At 54.5% G+C, this 15,505-nt stretch carries 12 protein-coding genes; 3 read left to right on the plus strand and 9 right to left on the minus strand.

Annotated elements, in window-relative coordinates; genetic code table 11:
- The first annotated feature begins 245 nt into the window (after positions 1-245).
- From CSK29544_RS03185 to CSK29544_RS03195, 3 genes are all read left to right on the plus strand, one after another.
- A complete protein-coding gene (locus CSK29544_RS03185; protein WP_004388109.1) occupies positions 246-554 on the plus strand; it encodes a PTS sugar transporter subunit IIB in 309 nt (102 codons plus the stop codon).
- 4 nt (positions 555-558) lie between these two features.
- Positions 559-876: a PTS lactose/cellobiose transporter subunit IIA gene (locus CSK29544_RS03190; RefSeq protein WP_004388110.1), complete on the plus strand. Its 318-nt coding sequence runs from the start codon at positions 559-561 to the stop codon at positions 874-876.
- Between the two features lie 176 nt (positions 877-1,052).
- Positions 1,053-2,105 (plus strand): helix-turn-helix domain-containing protein, encoded by a 1,053-nt coding sequence (locus tag CSK29544_RS03195; RefSeq protein WP_029039598.1) that lies wholly within the window; start codon positions 1,053-1,055, stop codon positions 2,103-2,105.
- Here the strand turns inward: CSK29544_RS03195 and CSK29544_RS03200 are convergent.
- From CSK29544_RS03200 to secE, 9 genes are all read right to left on the minus strand, one after another.
- Positions 1,999-3,081 carry an alpha/beta hydrolase family protein gene (locus CSK29544_RS03200; protein ID WP_007896367.1) on the minus strand — a complete coding sequence of 361 codons (1,083 nt, stop codon included), beginning with the start codon at positions 3,079-3,081 and terminating at the stop codon, positions 1,999-2,001. The genes CSK29544_RS03195 and CSK29544_RS03200 overlap by 107 nt on opposite strands.
- A gap of 142 nt (positions 3,082-3,223) precedes the next feature.
- Positions 3,224-7,447, minus strand: a complete 4,224-nt coding sequence (gene rpoC, locus CSK29544_RS03205; RefSeq protein ID WP_007896364.1) for a DNA-directed RNA polymerase subunit beta' — start codon at positions 7,445-7,447, stop codon at positions 3,224-3,226.
- 76 nt (positions 7,448-7,523) lie between these two features.
- Positions 7,524-11,552: a DNA-directed RNA polymerase subunit beta gene (gene rpoB, locus CSK29544_RS03210; RefSeq protein ID WP_004387078.1), complete on the minus strand. Its 4,029-nt coding sequence runs from the start codon at positions 11,550-11,552 to the stop codon at positions 7,524-7,526.
- Between the two features lie 317 nt (positions 11,553-11,869).
- Entirely contained in the window at positions 11,870-12,238 is a 369-nt protein-coding gene (rplL, locus tag CSK29544_RS03215) for a 50S ribosomal protein L7/L12 (RefSeq protein WP_004387079.1), read from the minus strand.
- A gap of 66 nt (positions 12,239-12,304) precedes the next feature.
- On the minus strand, positions 12,305-12,802 hold the full coding sequence (gene rplJ / locus CSK29544_RS03220) for a 50S ribosomal protein L10 (RefSeq protein WP_004387080.1): 498 nt from the start codon (positions 12,800-12,802) through the stop codon (positions 12,305-12,307).
- A gap of 291 nt (positions 12,803-13,093) precedes the next feature.
- Positions 13,094-13,798 carry a 50S ribosomal protein L1 gene (gene rplA / locus CSK29544_RS03225; RefSeq protein ID WP_004387081.1) on the minus strand — a complete coding sequence of 235 codons (705 nt, stop codon included), beginning with the start codon at positions 13,796-13,798 and terminating at the stop codon, positions 13,094-13,096.
- Between the two features lie 3 nt (positions 13,799-13,801).
- Positions 13,802-14,230, minus strand: a complete 429-nt coding sequence (gene rplK, locus CSK29544_RS03230) for a 50S ribosomal protein L11 (RefSeq protein ID WP_004387082.1) — start codon at positions 14,228-14,230, stop codon at positions 13,802-13,804.
- A gap of 150 nt (positions 14,231-14,380) precedes the next feature.
- The gene (gene nusG / locus CSK29544_RS03235) at positions 14,381-14,926 is read right to left on the minus strand and encodes a transcription termination/antitermination protein NusG (RefSeq protein WP_001287521.1); all 546 of its coding nucleotides are present in this window, start codon (positions 14,924-14,926) and stop codon (positions 14,381-14,383) included.
- Position 14,927: 1 nt separating this feature from the next.
- Positions 14,928-15,311, minus strand: a complete 384-nt coding sequence (gene secE, locus CSK29544_RS03240) for a preprotein translocase subunit SecE (protein ID WP_004387083.1) — start codon at positions 15,309-15,311, stop codon at positions 14,928-14,930.
- Positions 15,312-15,505 lie beyond the last annotated feature (194 nt).

Genomic DNA, 15,505 nt, shown 5'->3' on the forward strand with positions numbered 1-15,505 from the left:
AACGCCTACGGTTTTACTCTGCGCCTGCCGGCCCGGGATGGCTGGCCGGGGCGGTTCCTGATGCTCTCTCATTGCCGCCCCGCCTCTTAATGCTCGGGCGGTAGCAAAGCAAACGGACTTTGGAAACCGGTTTCCCTTTTTGCGGCTTTCTTTGTGATGGGTAACACACAATCACATCAAAGCGGTTGTTGGGACCGGAGGTGGGGGATAAATATCAGGAAAACAACAGTCACAGAGAGCGGATTATGAAAAATATCGTTTTATGCTGTGCCGCAGGTATGTCCACCAGCATGCTGGTTCAACGGATGAAAGATGCTGCTCAGAAAAAAGGCGTCGAGGTGGATATCAAGGCCGTTCCGGTCGCGGAGTTTAAAGATATTATCGGCACCGCCGACATTGTACTGCTTGGCCCGCAGGTCAAATATGAACAGCCCAAGTTTCAGGAAATTGCCGATCCGCTGGGTAAAAAAGTCGCCGTTATCGACATGATGGATTACGGCATGATGAAAGGCGACGTGGTGCTGGATAAAGCCCTTAAGATGCTGGAGCAATAAGGACATGGAAGATTTAGAGTCGATTATCATGGAGCTGCTGGTTAACGCCGGTAGCGCGCGCAGCCAGGCGCTGACTGCGCTGCAACTGGCCCGTAAAGGCGATTTCGAAGGTGCCGAAAAAGCGATGGAAGAGTCGCACGAATTCGTGAAGCATGCGCATAAAATCCAGACGCAGCTTATCGGGCTCGACGAAGGCAGCGGTAAACTGCCGGTCAATCTCATTACTGTTCACTCCCAGGACCATCTGATGAACGCGATGGTCATTCAGGATCTGGCGGGCGATCTGATAGAGCTTTACCGCCGCCTGCCGCTGGTAAAATAACGCTTTGCGACGCGCCTCATATCGCAATCATGCCCGGTGTCGCCGGGCATTTTTATATCCATGACGCAAGTCTGTTTGCAAGCCGCTAAACCGGGCGGTGTCTTTTATACACGCTTTATGGCACAACGATGTTCTCATGTGCCGTCAGGCCCGTTAATGATAAGACAGGTTTTGCCATGCCCTCGGTTCCCGTTCCGGTTTTTACCCTTGCCATTCTTTTAATGCTGCTGGCGAAAGTCTCGTTATCTGGGAGCGGTCATTATCGTCGGGCAACGATGTTTCTCGCCGGATGCGCGCTGCTGGTGATTATCTCCGCGCTGCGCTGGTCGTTCGATTTCCAGGCCTTACGCCAGCTGCAATCGCTGGCGGCCATCGCCCTGCCGCCGCTCGCCTGGCGCTGTTGTAGTGAACGCCCCTCACCTCAGCCGTTACGGCGAAATATCATAATATCTGCGCCCGCCGTGGTGGCGCTTATCGTTAACCTGATGTTTCCTGCAGCAACAGATGTTGCGCTCGCCGCACTTTATCTCGGTTATGGTATTGCCCTGCTGCGCAATGCTCGCAAAGGATCGGATGCCTTCCCGCAAAGCCGCCTGAGCGATGCGCCGATGGCGGCGAGGCTTGCTTTTGGCGCAGGTGCGTTTCTCTGCTTTAGCGGACTGACCGATATCGCCATCGCGGCAGACTTCAGCTTTTTTCATGGAGAGCAGGCACCTGTACTGGTAGCCACGTCGCAGATGATATTGCTGCCGTTTATCTGCCTCGCCATCGTGTTACCCGTCAGAAAACGCGCACAGCCTGCGCCCGCAGACGTCACCGTTCCGGACACGAGCGAGAAAACCAGCGATGCCTTTCAGGATGCACAGCGCTGCGCGCAGCTTGAAGAGACGCTGCGCGCGCGGTCGCTTTATCTGAGCCCTGATCTCACACTGGATCTGCTGGCGCGAAAAACCGGCACCCCTGCCCGTCATATCTCGCGGGCGGTGAATGCCACCCGGGGTTGTAACGTCTCGCAGTGGATTAATAGCTTTCGCATCGCGCACGCGCAGCAGCTGTTGCGCCAGACCGCTTCACCCGTTACGGAGGTGATGCTCGCGTCAGGCTTCAATACCAAATCCAATTTCAATCGCGAGTTTTCGAGGATTGTGGGGATGAGCCCGGTGGAATATCGCCGCGCGGCGGCTGATAACGCAGCGCCTGATTCAGAAACCCGCTTATCTGCGCCGTGAGCTGCTGGTGTATTTTCTCACGGCTGACGCCAGCACCATCACGGCACACAATCCCTTCTCCCGGCTCCTGCGCTTCTATCACCGCTTGCGCGCCTGGTTTACAAAGCTGCATGAAGCTAAAGTGTGTCGCACCTGGCACGCTAATGGTGCGGGCGAGTTGGCCGGGCAGACCGTGAGTCAGATAGCCCGACTCCAGCGCGGCAGGCACATCATCACCGTCACTTCCCGCGCTCATCACCAGTACCGGCACCGCTATGTGCGCCAGGCTTTGTGGCGTAAAGCCACGCGCGAGCCCCAGATCTAACGACACCACGGCCTTGATGCGGTTATCGCGCTGGCTTTCTGCCAGCCGGTTCTGCGCGCCCGGTAAATCGATACCAAGCGTATGGGCAACGATGCAGCCACCCAGTGCGGGATAACTTTTACAATCCGCCAGAAAACGCGGCGCAGAGAACCGCGCGCCTGCCAGTTCCATCACCGTCCATCCGCCCAGTGAATGCCCGGCGGCAGCGATTCGCTGCTCATCAAGTTTTCCGATTTTTTCCGGGCTGGCGATAAGCGCGTCCAGCACACGCGTGACATCTTTTGGGCGTTGCCAGAGCGCCTGCGCCTGAGCAGGCGATTTGTTACGTGTCGTGGTACCCGGATGATCCACCGCGGCAACGATATACCCCTGCTCTGCCATCGCATACGCCAGCCAGTTCAGGTTGCGCCAGTTGCCGCCAAAGCCATGTGAGAGTAACAGCACCGGGTGCACGCCGGGTGCAGGGGTGGCGTCACGCTGCACGTTAACGCCCCTGAATACGATGTTATCGCCCACTGTCTCCGACGGGCGGTTATCAGGAGTGGGGTACCAGACAGCGACATCCAGTGGACGCGTGGCAGGCAAGTCGATGGTGGACTGACGAAAGCCGATACCCGCTGACGCGGCGGCGCTTAACAACAGCAGGGTTATAAAGGTAATGCGTCGATACATAGCAATGCTCTCCGTTTACAGGTGACGGAGTTGTAGCATCGGAGCGGTGTGCGGGCGTCCTGAAACGCGATCGAGGTCTTTTTAGTGGATTTCAGACATAAAAAAACCCGCCGAAGCGGGTTTTTAATCAGGCTAAGAACGATTACTCGTTGTCGTTGCCGCCCAGACCTGCGTTCAGCAGCTCTGCCAGGCTTGCAGAAGCGTCTTCCGCAGTCACCTGCGGTGCTGCCGGGAGTTCACCCGCAGCGCGACGGCGCATACGATCCTGGTGGTACGCGTAACCGGTACCAGCCGGGATCAGACGACCCACGATAACGTTCTCTTTCAGGCCGCGCAGTTCGTCGCGTTTGCCCGCAACGGCTGCTTCGGTGAGCACGCGAGTGGTCTCCTGGAACGATGCCGCGGAGATGAAGGACTCGGTAGCCAGAGACGCTTTGGTGATACCCAGCAGGTCGCGCATGTAAGTCGCGCTGACTTTGCCGTTCGCTTCCAGTTCGCGGTTAGCGATCTTGACGCGAGAGTATTCAACCTGCTCACCTTCCAGGAACTCGGAGCTGCCCGCGTCCATGATGGTGGCTTTACGCAGCATCTGACGAACGATAACTTCGATGTGCTTATCGTTAATCTTAACGCCCTGCAGACGGTAAACGTCCTGCACTTCGTTAACGATGTAACGGGTCACCGCCTGAACGCCACGCAGACGCAGAATGTCATGCGGCGCTTCCGGACCATCGGAGATCACGTCACCACGTTCCACACGTTCGCCTTCGAACACGTTGAGCTGACGCCATTTCGGGATCATCTCTTCGTATGCGTCACCGCCGTCAACCGGGGTGATAACCAGACGACGTTTGCCTTTGGTTTCTTTACCGAAGGAGACGATACCCGCCACTTCAGCAAGGATTGCCGGCTCTTTCGGACGACGCGCTTCGAACAGATCCGCAACGCGCGGCAGACCACCGGTGATGTCCTTGGTACCGCCGGATTCCTGCGGAATACGCGCCAGGGTGTCACCGGAACTGATCTGAACGCCATCTTCCAGCTGAACAATTGCTTTACCCGGCAGGAAGTACTGAGCCGGCATGTCGGTGCCCGGGATCAGAACGTCGTTACCGTTAGCGTCGACAATTTTCAGCGCCGGACGCAGATCTTTACCGCCCGCGGTACGTTCTGAAGAATCCAGAACCACCAGCGAAGACAGACCGGTCAGCTCGTCAGTCTGACGAGTAATGGTCTGGCCGTCGATCATGTCGGTGAAACGAATGTAACCCGCCACTTCGGTGATAACCGGCATGGTATGCGGATCCCAGTTCGCGACGGTTTCGCCGCCTGCGACCTGCTCGCCGTCACCTTTCGCCATAACAGCACCGTAAGGCACTTTATAGCTTTCTTTAGTACGACCGAATTCGTCGATCAGTTTCAGCTCGGTGTTACGGGAAGTAACAACCAGCTTACCGCTGGAGTTAACAACCGACTTCGCGTTGCTCAGACGGATGCTACCTTTGTTTTTCACCTGGATGCTGGATTCAGCAGCCGCACGAGATGCCGCACCACCGATGTGGAACGTACGCATCGTCAGCTGAGTACCCGGCTCACCGATGGACTGTGCTGCGATAACGCCGATGGCCTCACCTTTGTTGATGATGTGGCCACGCGCGAGGTCACGACCATAGCAGTGCGCACAGACGCCGAAGTCGGTGTCACAGGTTACTACGGAGCGAACTTTAACGCTGTCTACGGAGTTAGCTTCCAGGATGTCACACCACTGCTCGTTGAGGAGCGTGTTGCGCGCAACCAGAATGTCCGCAGTGCCAGGCTTCAGCACGTCTTCTGCCGTTACACGACCCAGAACGCGATCGCGCAGCGGCTCTTTAACATCGCCACCCTCGATAACCGGGGTCATGGTGATGCCTTCCAGCGTGCCGCAATCGTCTTCGGTCACAACCAGATCCTGCGCGACGTCAACCAGACGACGAGTCAGGTAACCGGAGTTCGCGGTTTTCAGTGCGGTATCCGCCAGACCTTTACGAGCACCGTGGGTCGAGATGAAGTACTGGAGTACGTTCAGACCTTCACGGAAGTTCGCGGTGATCGGCGTTTCGATGATGGAGCCATCCGGCTTCGCCATCAGACCACGCATACCCGCCAGCTGACGAATCTGTGCCGCAGAACCACGCGCACCGGAGTCGGCCATCATATAGATGCTATTAAAGGAAACCTGCTGCTCTTCTTCGCCGTTACGGTTGATAACGGTTTCGGTCTGCAGGTTGTCCATCATCGCCTTGGATACGCGATCGTTCGCCGCGGCCCAGATATCGATGACTTTGTTATAGCGTTCGCCCGCGGTAACCAGACCAGACTGGAACTGCTCCTGGATTTCGGCCACTTCCGCTTCGGCTTCGGCGATGATCTCGGCTTTTTTCGCCGGGATAACCATATCGTCGATACCAACGGACGCACCAGAACGTGCTGCATACGCAAAACCGGTATACATGGTCTGGTCAGCAAAAATAACGGTCGGCTTCAGGCCCAGAATGCGGTAACAGGTGTTCAGCATTTTGGAGATCGCTTTTTTACCGAGCGGCTGGTTCACGATAGAGAACGGCAGACCTTTCGGTACGATCATCCACAGGATGGCACGGCCAACCGTGGTGTCGATCAGGCTGGTTTTCGCAACGAACTCGCCGTTCGCGTCTTTTTCGTATTCAGTGATACGAACTTTTACGCGAGCGTGCAGTTCAGCCTGGCCTGAGCGGTACAGACGTTCCGCTTCTTTCGGGCCAGTCAGCACCATGCCTTCGCCTTTGGCGTTAATCTTGTCGCGGGTCATGTAGTACAGACCCAGTACAACGTCCTGAGACGGAACGATGATTGGTTCGCCGTTCGCCGGAGACAGGATGTTGTTGGTAGACATCATCAGCGCACGCGCTTCGAGCTGGGCTTCCAGCGTCAGCGGTACGTGAACAGCCATCTGGTCACCATCGAAGTCGGCGTTATAAGCCGCACAAACCAGCGGGTGCAGCTGGATAGCTTTACCTTCGATCAGTACCGGTTCGAACGCCTGAATACCCAGACGGTGCAGGGTCGGCGCACGGTTCAGCAGTACCGGGTGCTCACGGATAACTTCGTCCAGGATATCCCAAACGACCGCTTCTTCACGCTCAACCATTTTCTTGGCGGCTTTGATGGTGGTCGCGAGGCCACGCAGTTCCAGCTTGCCGTAGATGAACGGTTTGAACAGTTCCAGCGCCATTTTCTTCGGCAGGCCGCACTGGTGCAGACGCAGGTACGGACCTACGGTAATTACGGAACGACCAGAGTAGTCCACGCGCTTACCGAGCAGGTTCTGACGGAAACGACCCTGCTTACCTTTGATCATGTCTGCCAGTGATTTCAGCGGACGCTTGTTGGAACCGGTGATCGCACGACCGCGACGGCCGTTATCCAGCAGGGCGTCTACCGCTTCCTGCAGCATACGTTTTTCGTTGCGTACGATGATGTCCGGCGCCGCCAGATCCAGCAGACGTTTCAGACGGTTGTTACGGTTGATCACGCGACGATATAGATCGTTCAGATCCGACGTTGCGAAACGACCGCCATCCAGCGGAACCAGCGGACGCAGATCCGGCGGCAGCACTGGCAGCACGGTCAGGATCATCCACTCCGGCTTGTTGCCAGACTGTACGAACGCTTCCAGCAGCTTGATGCGCTTGGTCAGCTTTTTACGCTTGGTTTCGGAGTTGGTTTCGTTCAGCTCTTCGCGCAGCTGCTCGCACTCGGCTTCCAGGTCCATGCTTTTCAGCAGAGCCTGAATAGCTTCGGCGCCCATTTTCGCGTCGAACTCGTCACCGAACTCTTCCAGCGCGTCCAGGTACTGCTCTTCAGTCAGGATCTGGCTGCGCTCGAGGTTGGTCATGCCACCCTCGATAACCACGTAAGATTCGAAATACAGTACACGTTCGATATCGCGTAGCGGCATATCCAGCAGCAGACCGATACGGGACGGCAGTGATTTCAGGAACCAGATGTGCGCGGTCGGGGAAGCCAGTTCGATATGGCCCATGCGCTCACGACGCACTTTAGTCTGGGTCACTTCAACACCGCACTTCTCACAAATCACACCGCGGTGTTTCAGGCGCTTGTACTTACCGCACAGGCACTCATAGTCTTTTACCGGCCCAAAGATACGGGCGCAGAACAGACCATCGCGCTCCGGTTTGAAGGTACGGTAGTTAATGGTTTCCGGCTTTTTAACTTCACCGAAAGACCAGGAACGGATCATGTCTGGCGACGCCAGAGCAATTTTGATCGCATCAAACTCTTCGGTTTTAGTTTGCGCTTTCAGAAACTTTAATAAGTCTTTCACGGATTGGCTCCCGTCGGAGTTAGCACATTCCGGCGTCGGGTGTTACCCCGACGCCAGTGACCTGTTTGAGCGAGAATTACTCGTCTTCCAGTTCGATGTTGATGCCCAGCGAGCGAATCTCTTTCAACAATACGTTGAACGATTCCGGCATGCCCGGTTCCATCTGATGGTTGCCATCCACGATGTTCTTATACATCTTGGTACGGCCGTTCACGTCATCAGACTTAACGGTAAGCATTTCCTGCAGGGTGTAGGCGGCGCCATAAGCTTCCAACGCCCACACTTCCATCTCACCGAAGCGCTGGCCACCGAACTGCGCCTTACCACCCAGCGGCTGCTGAGTAACCAGGCTGTAAGAACCGGTGGAACGAGCGTGCATCTTGTCGTCAACCAGGTGGTTCAGCTTCAGCATGTACATGTAACCTACGGTTACCGGACGTTCGAACTGTTCACCAGTACGGCCATCGAACAGGGTGATCTGACCGGAAGTCGGCAGGTCGCCCAGCTGCAGCAGCTCTTTAATTTCAGCTTCTTTCGCGCCGTCGAATACCGGCGTGGCAAGCGGCATACCTTTACGCAGGTTTTCAGCCAGACGCAGTACTTCGTCATCGCTGAAGGTGTTCAGGTCAACTTTCTGACGAACATCCTGGCCGAGGTCGTAGGCTTTCTGGATGAATTCACGCAGTTTCGCGACTTCTTCCTGACGCTTCAGCATGGCGTTGATCTTATCGCCGATGCCTTTCGCCGCCATACCCAGGTGAGTTTCCAGGATCTGACCGATGTTCATACGAGACGGTACGCCCAGCGGGTTCAGTACGATGTCTACCGGCGTGCCGTTTTCATCGTAAGGCATATCTTCGATCGGGTTGATCTTGGAGATAACACCTTTGTTACCGTGGCGGCCTGCCATCTTATCGCCCGGCTGGATCTGACGTTTAACGGCCAGATACACCTTAACGATCTTCAGCACGCCCGGCGCCAGATCGTCACCTTGGGTGATTTTGCGGCGTTTCGCTTCGAGTTTCTTCTCAAACTCGTGCTTCAGTTCGTCGTACTGCTCAGCCAGCTGTTCCAGCTGATTCTGTTTCTCTTCGTCGGTCAGGCCGAGTTCCAGCCAGCGGTCGCGCGGAAGTTTGTCGAGCTTCTCAGCTTCAACGCCGCCTGCGATCAGTACAGCGCGAATACGGCTGAACAGACCGGCTTCGAGGATCTGCAGTTCTTCAGACAGGTCTTTTTTGGCCTGCTTGAGCTGCATTTCTTCGATTTCCAGCGCACGTTTGTCTTTTTCCACGCCATCGCGAGTAAAGACCTGAACGTCGATAACCGTACCGGAAACGCCGTTCGGCACACGCAGAGAAGAGTCTTTAACGTCAGACGCTTTCTCACCGAAGATAGCACGCAGCAGTTTCTCTTCCGGGGTCAGCTGGGTTTCACCTTTCGGCGTTACCTTGCCCACCAGAATGTCGCCGCCGGTCACTTCCGCGCCGATGTAGACGATACCGGATTCATCCAGTTTAGAGAGCGCGGCTTCACCCACGTTCGGGATGTCAGCGGTGATCTCTTCCGGCCCCAGCTTAGTATCACGAGATACGCACGCCAGTTCCTGGATGTGAATCGTGGTGAAACGGTCTTCCTGGACAACACGCTCGGAAACGAGGATGGAGTCTTCGAAGTTGTAGCCGTTCCACGGCATGAACGCTACGCGCATGTTCTGACCGAGCGCCAGTTCACCGAGGTCGGTGGACGGACCGTCTGCCAGCACGTCGCCGCGCTCAACCGGTTCATTCAGAGACACGCATGGCATCTGGTTGATGCAGGTGTTCTGGTTAGAACGGGTGTATTTAGTCAGGTTATAGATGTCGATACCTGCTTCGCCCGGGTACATCTCGTCTTCGTTAACTTTGATAACGATACGGGACGCATCCACGTACTGAACGATACCGCCACGTTTGGCCACGGCGGTTACACCGGAGTCAACGGCAACAGCACGTTCCATACCGGTACCTACCAGCGGCTTATCAGCGCGCAGGGTCGGAACCGCCTGACGTTGCATGTTCGCACCCATCAATGCACGGTTGGCGTCATCGTGCTCAAGGAACGGGATCAGGGACGCACCGACAGAAACCACCTGCTGGGTGGAAACGTCCATATAGTCAACCTGGTCTGCGCTGAAGAGGCTGGATTCGCCTTTGCTGCGGCAGGTGACCAAATCATCGGCGAAGCGGCCTTCTTCGGTCAGGTTGGTGTTCGCCTGCGCGATAACGTAGTTACCTTCTTCGATAGCGGAGAGGTAATGAATTTCATCAGTCACCACACCGTCGGTCACTTTACGGTACGGCGTCTCAAGGAAGCCATACTCGTTAGTCTGTGCGTACACGGACAGGGAGTTGATCAGACCGATGTTCGGACCTTCCGGCGTTTCGATAGGACATACGCGACCGTAGTGGGTCGGGTGAACGTCTCGAACTTCGAAGCCTGCGCGCTCACGCGTCAGACCGCCCGGGCCAAGAGCAGAGATACGACGCTTGTGCGTGATCTCAGACAGCGGGTTGTTCTGGTCCATAAACTGAGAAAGCTGGCTTGAACCGAAGAACTCTTTCACCGCCGCGGAGATAGGCTTGGCGTTGATCATATCCTGCGGCATCAGGGTATCCAGATCGCCCAGAGACAGACGCTCTTTCACCGCACGCTCTACACGCACCAGGCCAACGCGGAACTGGTTTTCCGCCATTTCGCCAACGGAACGGATACGACGGTTGCCGAGGTGGTCGATATCGTCCACTTCGCCTTTACCGTTACGGATATCGATGAGCTTCTTCATCACGTCGATGATGTCAGCTTTGCTCAGGATACCGGAACCTTCGATCTCGTCGCGCAGCAGAGAACGGTTGAACTTCATGCGGCCAACCGCAGACAGATCGTAACGGTCTTCAGAGAAGAACAGGTTCTCAAACAGGCTTTCTGCCGCTTCACGCGTCGGCGGCTCGCCAGGACGCATCATGCGGTAGATCTCAACCAGCGCGCTCAGGCGATCGGTGGTCGGGTCGACGCGGACAGTCTCAGAAATATACGGGCCGTGGTCGAGGTCGTTGGTGAACAGCGTCTCGATACGTTTGTGACCAGACTGGCTCAGTTTCGCCAGCAGATCCAGGGACAGTTCCATGTTGGCCGGGCAAATCAGCTCGCCAGTGGAAGCATCCACATAATCTTTCGCAGCGACTTTACCGGCGATGTATTCAACCGGAACTTCGATGTGTTTGATTTCGTCTTTTTCAAGCTGGCGGATATGACGCGCAGTGATACGACGGCCTTTTTCTACGTAGATTTTGCCGTTTGCTTCGATATCAAAGGACGCGGTTTCACCACGCAGACGCTCCGGAATCAACTCCATCTGCAGCTTGTTGTCGCGGATTTCGAAAACCACTTTCTCGAAGAACAGGTCAAGGATCTGCTCAGTGGTGTAATCCAGCGCGCGCAGGATGATAGTTGCCGGCAGCTTACGACGACGGTCGATACGGACAAACAGGTTGTCTTTCGGATCGAATTCGAAGTCCAGCCAGGAGCCACGGTAAGGAATGATGCGTGCGTTATACAGCACCTTACCAGAGGAGTGGGTTTTGCCCTTGTCGCTGTCAAAGAACACGCCCGGGCTACGGTGCAGCTGAGAAACGATAACACGCTCAGTACCGTTAATGACAAAGGTACCGTTATCGGTCATGAGCGGGATTTCGCCCATGTAAACTTCTTGCTCTTTGATGTCTTTAACGGTGCCTTCCGGCGCTTCGCGCTCGTAGATCACCAGACGCAGCTTAACGCGCAGCGGTGCCGAATAGGTCACGCCACGGATTTGGCATTCTTTAACATCAAAAACCGGTTCGCCAAGACGGTAGCTGACGTATTGCAGTTCCGAATTGCCGCTGTAGCTCTGGATCGGGAATACGGAGCGGAAAGCTGCTTCCAGGCCGTACTGACCCTCAGGATCTTGCTCGATAAATTTCTGGAACGAGTCAAGCTGGATAGAAAGGAGATAGGGAACATCCAGAACTTGTGGACGTTTACCAAAATCCTTACGAATACGTTTTTTCTCGGTATAGGAGTAAACCATAGGGTTCCTCAGCTCGCTGACAAGTCGACCCACTCTGTCCATCGAAGGGACAGTTTATGCAACACCATTTTGTTGACCGAAAAGTGGAACACTTTTCGCAATACCTGTTGCTATCACGCTTAAACCATTTCATTGCGATTTACACAGTGCCGAAACCCTGTCGCAGTATATTAAGTCGTCGATAGAAACAAGCATTGACGGGTAACCAGCAGTAAAACAGTGTGAAACGCTACTGGTCCCCTAGCGCAAAAAGGCTGGTGACCAAAAAGTCACCAGCCATCAGCCTGATTTCTCAGGCTGCCACCAGAAGGGTTGGCTTATTTAACTTCAACTTCAGCGCCAGCTTCTTCCAGAGATTTTTTCAGAGCTTCAGCGTCATCTTTGCTCACGCCTTCTTTCAGAGCGGCCGGAGCAGATTCTACCAGGTCTTTAGCTTCTTTCAGACCCAGGCCAGTCGCGCCACGTACTGCTTTGATAACAGCAACTTTGTTAGCGCCAGCGGCTTTCAGAATAACGTCGAATTCAGTTTTCTCTTCAGCAGCTTCAGCCGGGCCAGCAGCAGCAACAGCTACAGCAGCAGCAGCGGAAACACCGAATTTTTCTTCCATTGCAGAGATCAGTTCTACAACGTCCATTACGGACATAGCGGATACTGCTTCAATGATTTGATCTTTAGTGATAGACATTTAATTGTTCCTGAATATCAGAATAAGTTTTATACGTAAGCAAATGCGTTGCGAGAGTAAGCGCTATTAAGCAGCTTCTTTTGCGTCGCGTACAGCAGCCAGAGTACGAACCAGTTTGCCGGCAGCGGCTTCTTTCATGGTCGACATCAGACGTGCAATTGCTTCTTCGTAAGTCGGCAGAGTTGCCAGGCGATCGATCTGGGACGCCGGGATCAGCTCACCTTCAAAGGCAGCGGCTTTAACCTCAAATTTTGCATTCGCTTTCGCGAACTCTTTGAACAGACGAGCAGCAGCGCCCGGGTGTTCCATAGAGTATGCAATCAGGGTCGGACCAACGAACGCGTCTTTCAGGCACTCAAAAGCAGTACCTTCAACAGCACGGCGCAGCAGGGTGTTACGAACAACACGCATGTATACGCCAGCTTCGCGACCTGCTTTACGCAGTTCGGTCATTTTATCTACGGTTACGCCACGGGAATCCGCAACAACCGCAGACAGCGCGCCTTTGGCTACTTCGCTGACTTCAGCAACAATCGCTTGTTTGTCTTGAAGATTTAAAGCCATTAGCTTTTGCTCCTGGATTTTAGCCGGGACACGTCCCGGAACTCACTTCACTCAATCATAAGAAAGAGCGTCGAAATACGGTGAGCAGAAACAAGCCAAAGACTACTTAAAAAATATTCTTCAGGTTCTGTCACCGTCTACGCAGGGAATTAAGCTTCTTACGAAACACCTGCGGTCTTGGACGGAGGCCTGGATAAGGCCAGGCTCCAACCGAAAATCTTTTGTGCTCTGCTTAGCAGAACAATGGGCGTAAGATTGTAGACAAATCCGACGCCCACGTAAAGAGGCGAATTAGTTCGCCGCTGCGCTCAGACCAGACTGGTCTACCGCAACACCTGCGCCCATGGTGGTGGACAGGCTAACTTTCTTGATGTACACGCCTTTAGCAGAAGACGGTTTTGCTTTTTTCAGAGCAACCAGCAGCGCTTCCAGGTTTTCTTTCAGTTTGTCAGCGTCGAAATCCACTTTACCGATGGTGGTGTGAATGATGCCGTTTTTGTCGTTACGGTAACGAACCTGACCCGCTTTAGCGTTTTTAACCGCTTCAGCAACGTTCGGCGTTACAGTACCAACTTTCGGGTTCGGCATCAGGCCACGCGGACCCAGAACCTGGCCCAGCTGGCCAACAACGCGCATTGCATCCGGGGAAGCAATAACAACGTCAAAGTTCATTTCGCCTTTCTTGATCTGCTCAGCCAGATCTTCCATACCTACCAGCTCAGCGCCAGCCGCTTTAGCAGCTTCAGCGTTCGGGCCCTGGGTAAATACGGCAACGCGAACAGAACGGCCAGTACCGTGCGGCAGTACAGTCGCACCACGTACGTTCTGGTCAGATTTACGAGCGTCGATGCCGAGGTTTACAGCAACGTCAACGCTTTCTACGAACTTAGCGGTAGCCAGTTCTTTCAGCAGAGTGATGGCTTCGTTGATGTCGTACTGTTTGGTCGCATCAACTTTGTCACGGATCACACGCATGCGCTTGGTCAGTTTAGCCATTTCTTAGTCCTCCACTACCAGGCCCATGGAACGTGCAGTACCTTCGATGGAGCGAGTCATCGCTTCAATGTCGGCGCCAGTCATGTCAGCAGCTTTGGTCTGTGCGATTTCCTGCAGCTGAGCGCGGGTAATGGTACCCACTTTGTCTTTGTTCGGCTTACCGGAACCAGACTTGATACCAGCCGCTTTTTTCAGCAGTACTGCTGCCGGCGGGGTTTTGGTAACGAAGGTGAAAGAACGGTCAGCGTAAACGGTAATAACTACCGGAATCGGCAGACCTTTTTCCATGGAATCAGTCTTCGCGTTGAACGCTTTACAGAATTCCATGATGTTAACACCCTGCTGACCCAGAGCCGGACCGACCGGCGGGCTCGGGTTAGCCATACCAGCTGCAACCTGCAGCTTAACGTAGGCTTGTACTTTCTTGGCCATGAAAATTTCCTCAGTTGGGTCTAGCGCCTCGACGAGGCTCCCCGTGATTAAAACGTTTTATGGGTTGGCCCCATAAAAACAAAAGGCGCGAAATTGTATTCCAATCTCGCGCCCTGTGCAACGGTTAACCGCTGCTTTTTCGAACTCAGCTTACGCTTTTTCTACCTGGCTGAAATCAAGCTCAACCGGCGTAGCACGACCGAAGATAGAAACCGACACTTTCAGGCGGCTCTTCTCGTAATCGACTTCTTCCACCACGCCGTTGAAGTCAGCAAACGGACCGTCGTTAACACGAACCATCTCACCTGGCTCAAACAGCGTTTTCGGACGCGGTTTGTCGCCAACCTGCTGCAGGCGGTTCATGATAGCGTCAACTTCTTTGTCGCTGATTGGCGCAGGACGATCAGACGTACCGCCGATGAAACCCATCACGCGAGGTACGCTACGCACCAGATGCCAGCTTGCGTCGTTCATGACCATCTGAACTAACACATAACCGGGGAAGAATTTGCGCTCGCTTTTGCGACGCTGGCCGCCACGGATTTCCACTACCTCTTCGGTAGGAACCATGACTTCGCCAAACAACTCTTCCATGTTGTGTAATTTGATATGCTCGCGCAGCGACGTTGCTACGCGGCCTTCAAAACCGGAAAACGCCTGAACGACGTACCAGCGCTTTTTAGGTGCTTCAGACATCTCAGAACCTCAGGCCAGTGATAAAGGATACCAGGCGGACCAGAATACCATCCAGCCCCCACAGGATCAGTGACATAACAGCGGTCACTGCAGCCACGATTAATGTGGTGTGCAACGTTTCCTGGCGAGTCGGCCAAATAACCTTACGGACTTCGGTTCTCGCTTCACGGGCAAAGGCGACAGTAGCTTTACCTTTTGTCGTCAACAGCGCGACACCACCCGCTGCAGCAATCAGAATAACTACCGCAAGAGCACGCAGCGGCAGAGTCACCTCACGGTAAAGAAAGTTGCCTACGATAGCTACGATCAGCAGCGCAGCGACAACCAACCACTTCATCACTTCCAGGCCGCGCCCGCTTCCCTGAGCTTCGGTATTCGCACTCATAAACCAACCTGTCATAGTAAATCAGACAAACATTTTTGCCCCGCAGCACGTGCGAGGCAAGCCAGACCGAATTGCTCTTTTTACATTGCGCTTCGGAGTTACGCTATCTGCAGAGCCTGTCTCAGCAATGATTATGTGGAATAAATCACTGATGAGCCAGGTTCTGGGCCGAGAGCGTGCAAAAAGGGCATCAA

The sequence above is a fragment of the Cronobacter sakazakii genome, assembly GCF_000982825.1.
Classification (GTDB): Bacteria; Pseudomonadota; Gammaproteobacteria; order Enterobacterales; family Enterobacteriaceae; genus Cronobacter; species Cronobacter sakazakii.

Excerpts from the sequence above, each read along its gene's own strand:
- rplL (WP_004387079.1), bottom strand. The coding sequence starts at position 12,238 with ATGTCTATCACTAAAGATCAAATCATTGAAGCAGTATCCGCTATGTCC.
- rplA (WP_004387081.1), bottom strand. The coding sequence starts at position 13,798 with ATGGCTAAACTGACCAAGCGCATGCGTGTGATCCGTGACAAAGTTGAT.
- nusG (WP_001287521.1), bottom strand. The coding sequence starts at position 14,926 with ATGTCTGAAGCACCTAAAAAGCGCTGGTACGTCGTTCAGGCGTTTTCC.
- rplJ (WP_004387080.1), bottom strand. The coding sequence starts at position 12,802 with ATGGCTTTAAATCTTCAAGACAAACAAGCGATTGTTGCTGAAGTCAGC.
- secE (WP_004387083.1), bottom strand. The coding sequence starts at position 15,311 with ATGAGTGCGAATACCGAAGCTCAGGGAAGCGGGCGCGGCCTGGAAGTG.
- rpoB (WP_004387078.1), bottom strand. The coding sequence starts at position 11,552 with ATGGTTTACTCCTATACCGAGAAAAAACGTATTCGTAAGGATTTTGGT.
- rplK (WP_004387082.1), bottom strand. The coding sequence starts at position 14,230 with ATGGCCAAGAAAGTACAAGCCTACGTTAAGCTGCAGGTTGCAGCTGGT.
- CSK29544_RS03200 (WP_007896367.1), bottom strand. The coding sequence starts at position 3,081 with ATGTATCGACGCATTACCTTTATAACCCTGCTGTTGTTAAGCGCCGCC.
- CSK29544_RS03195 (WP_029039598.1), top strand. The coding sequence starts at position 1,053 with ATGCCCTCGGTTCCCGTTCCGGTTTTTACCCTTGCCATTCTTTTAATG.
- CSK29544_RS03185 (WP_004388109.1), top strand. The coding sequence starts at position 246 with ATGAAAAATATCGTTTTATGCTGTGCCGCAGGTATGTCCACCAGCATG.
- CSK29544_RS03190 (WP_004388110.1), top strand. The coding sequence starts at position 559 with ATGGAAGATTTAGAGTCGATTATCATGGAGCTGCTGGTTAACGCCGGT.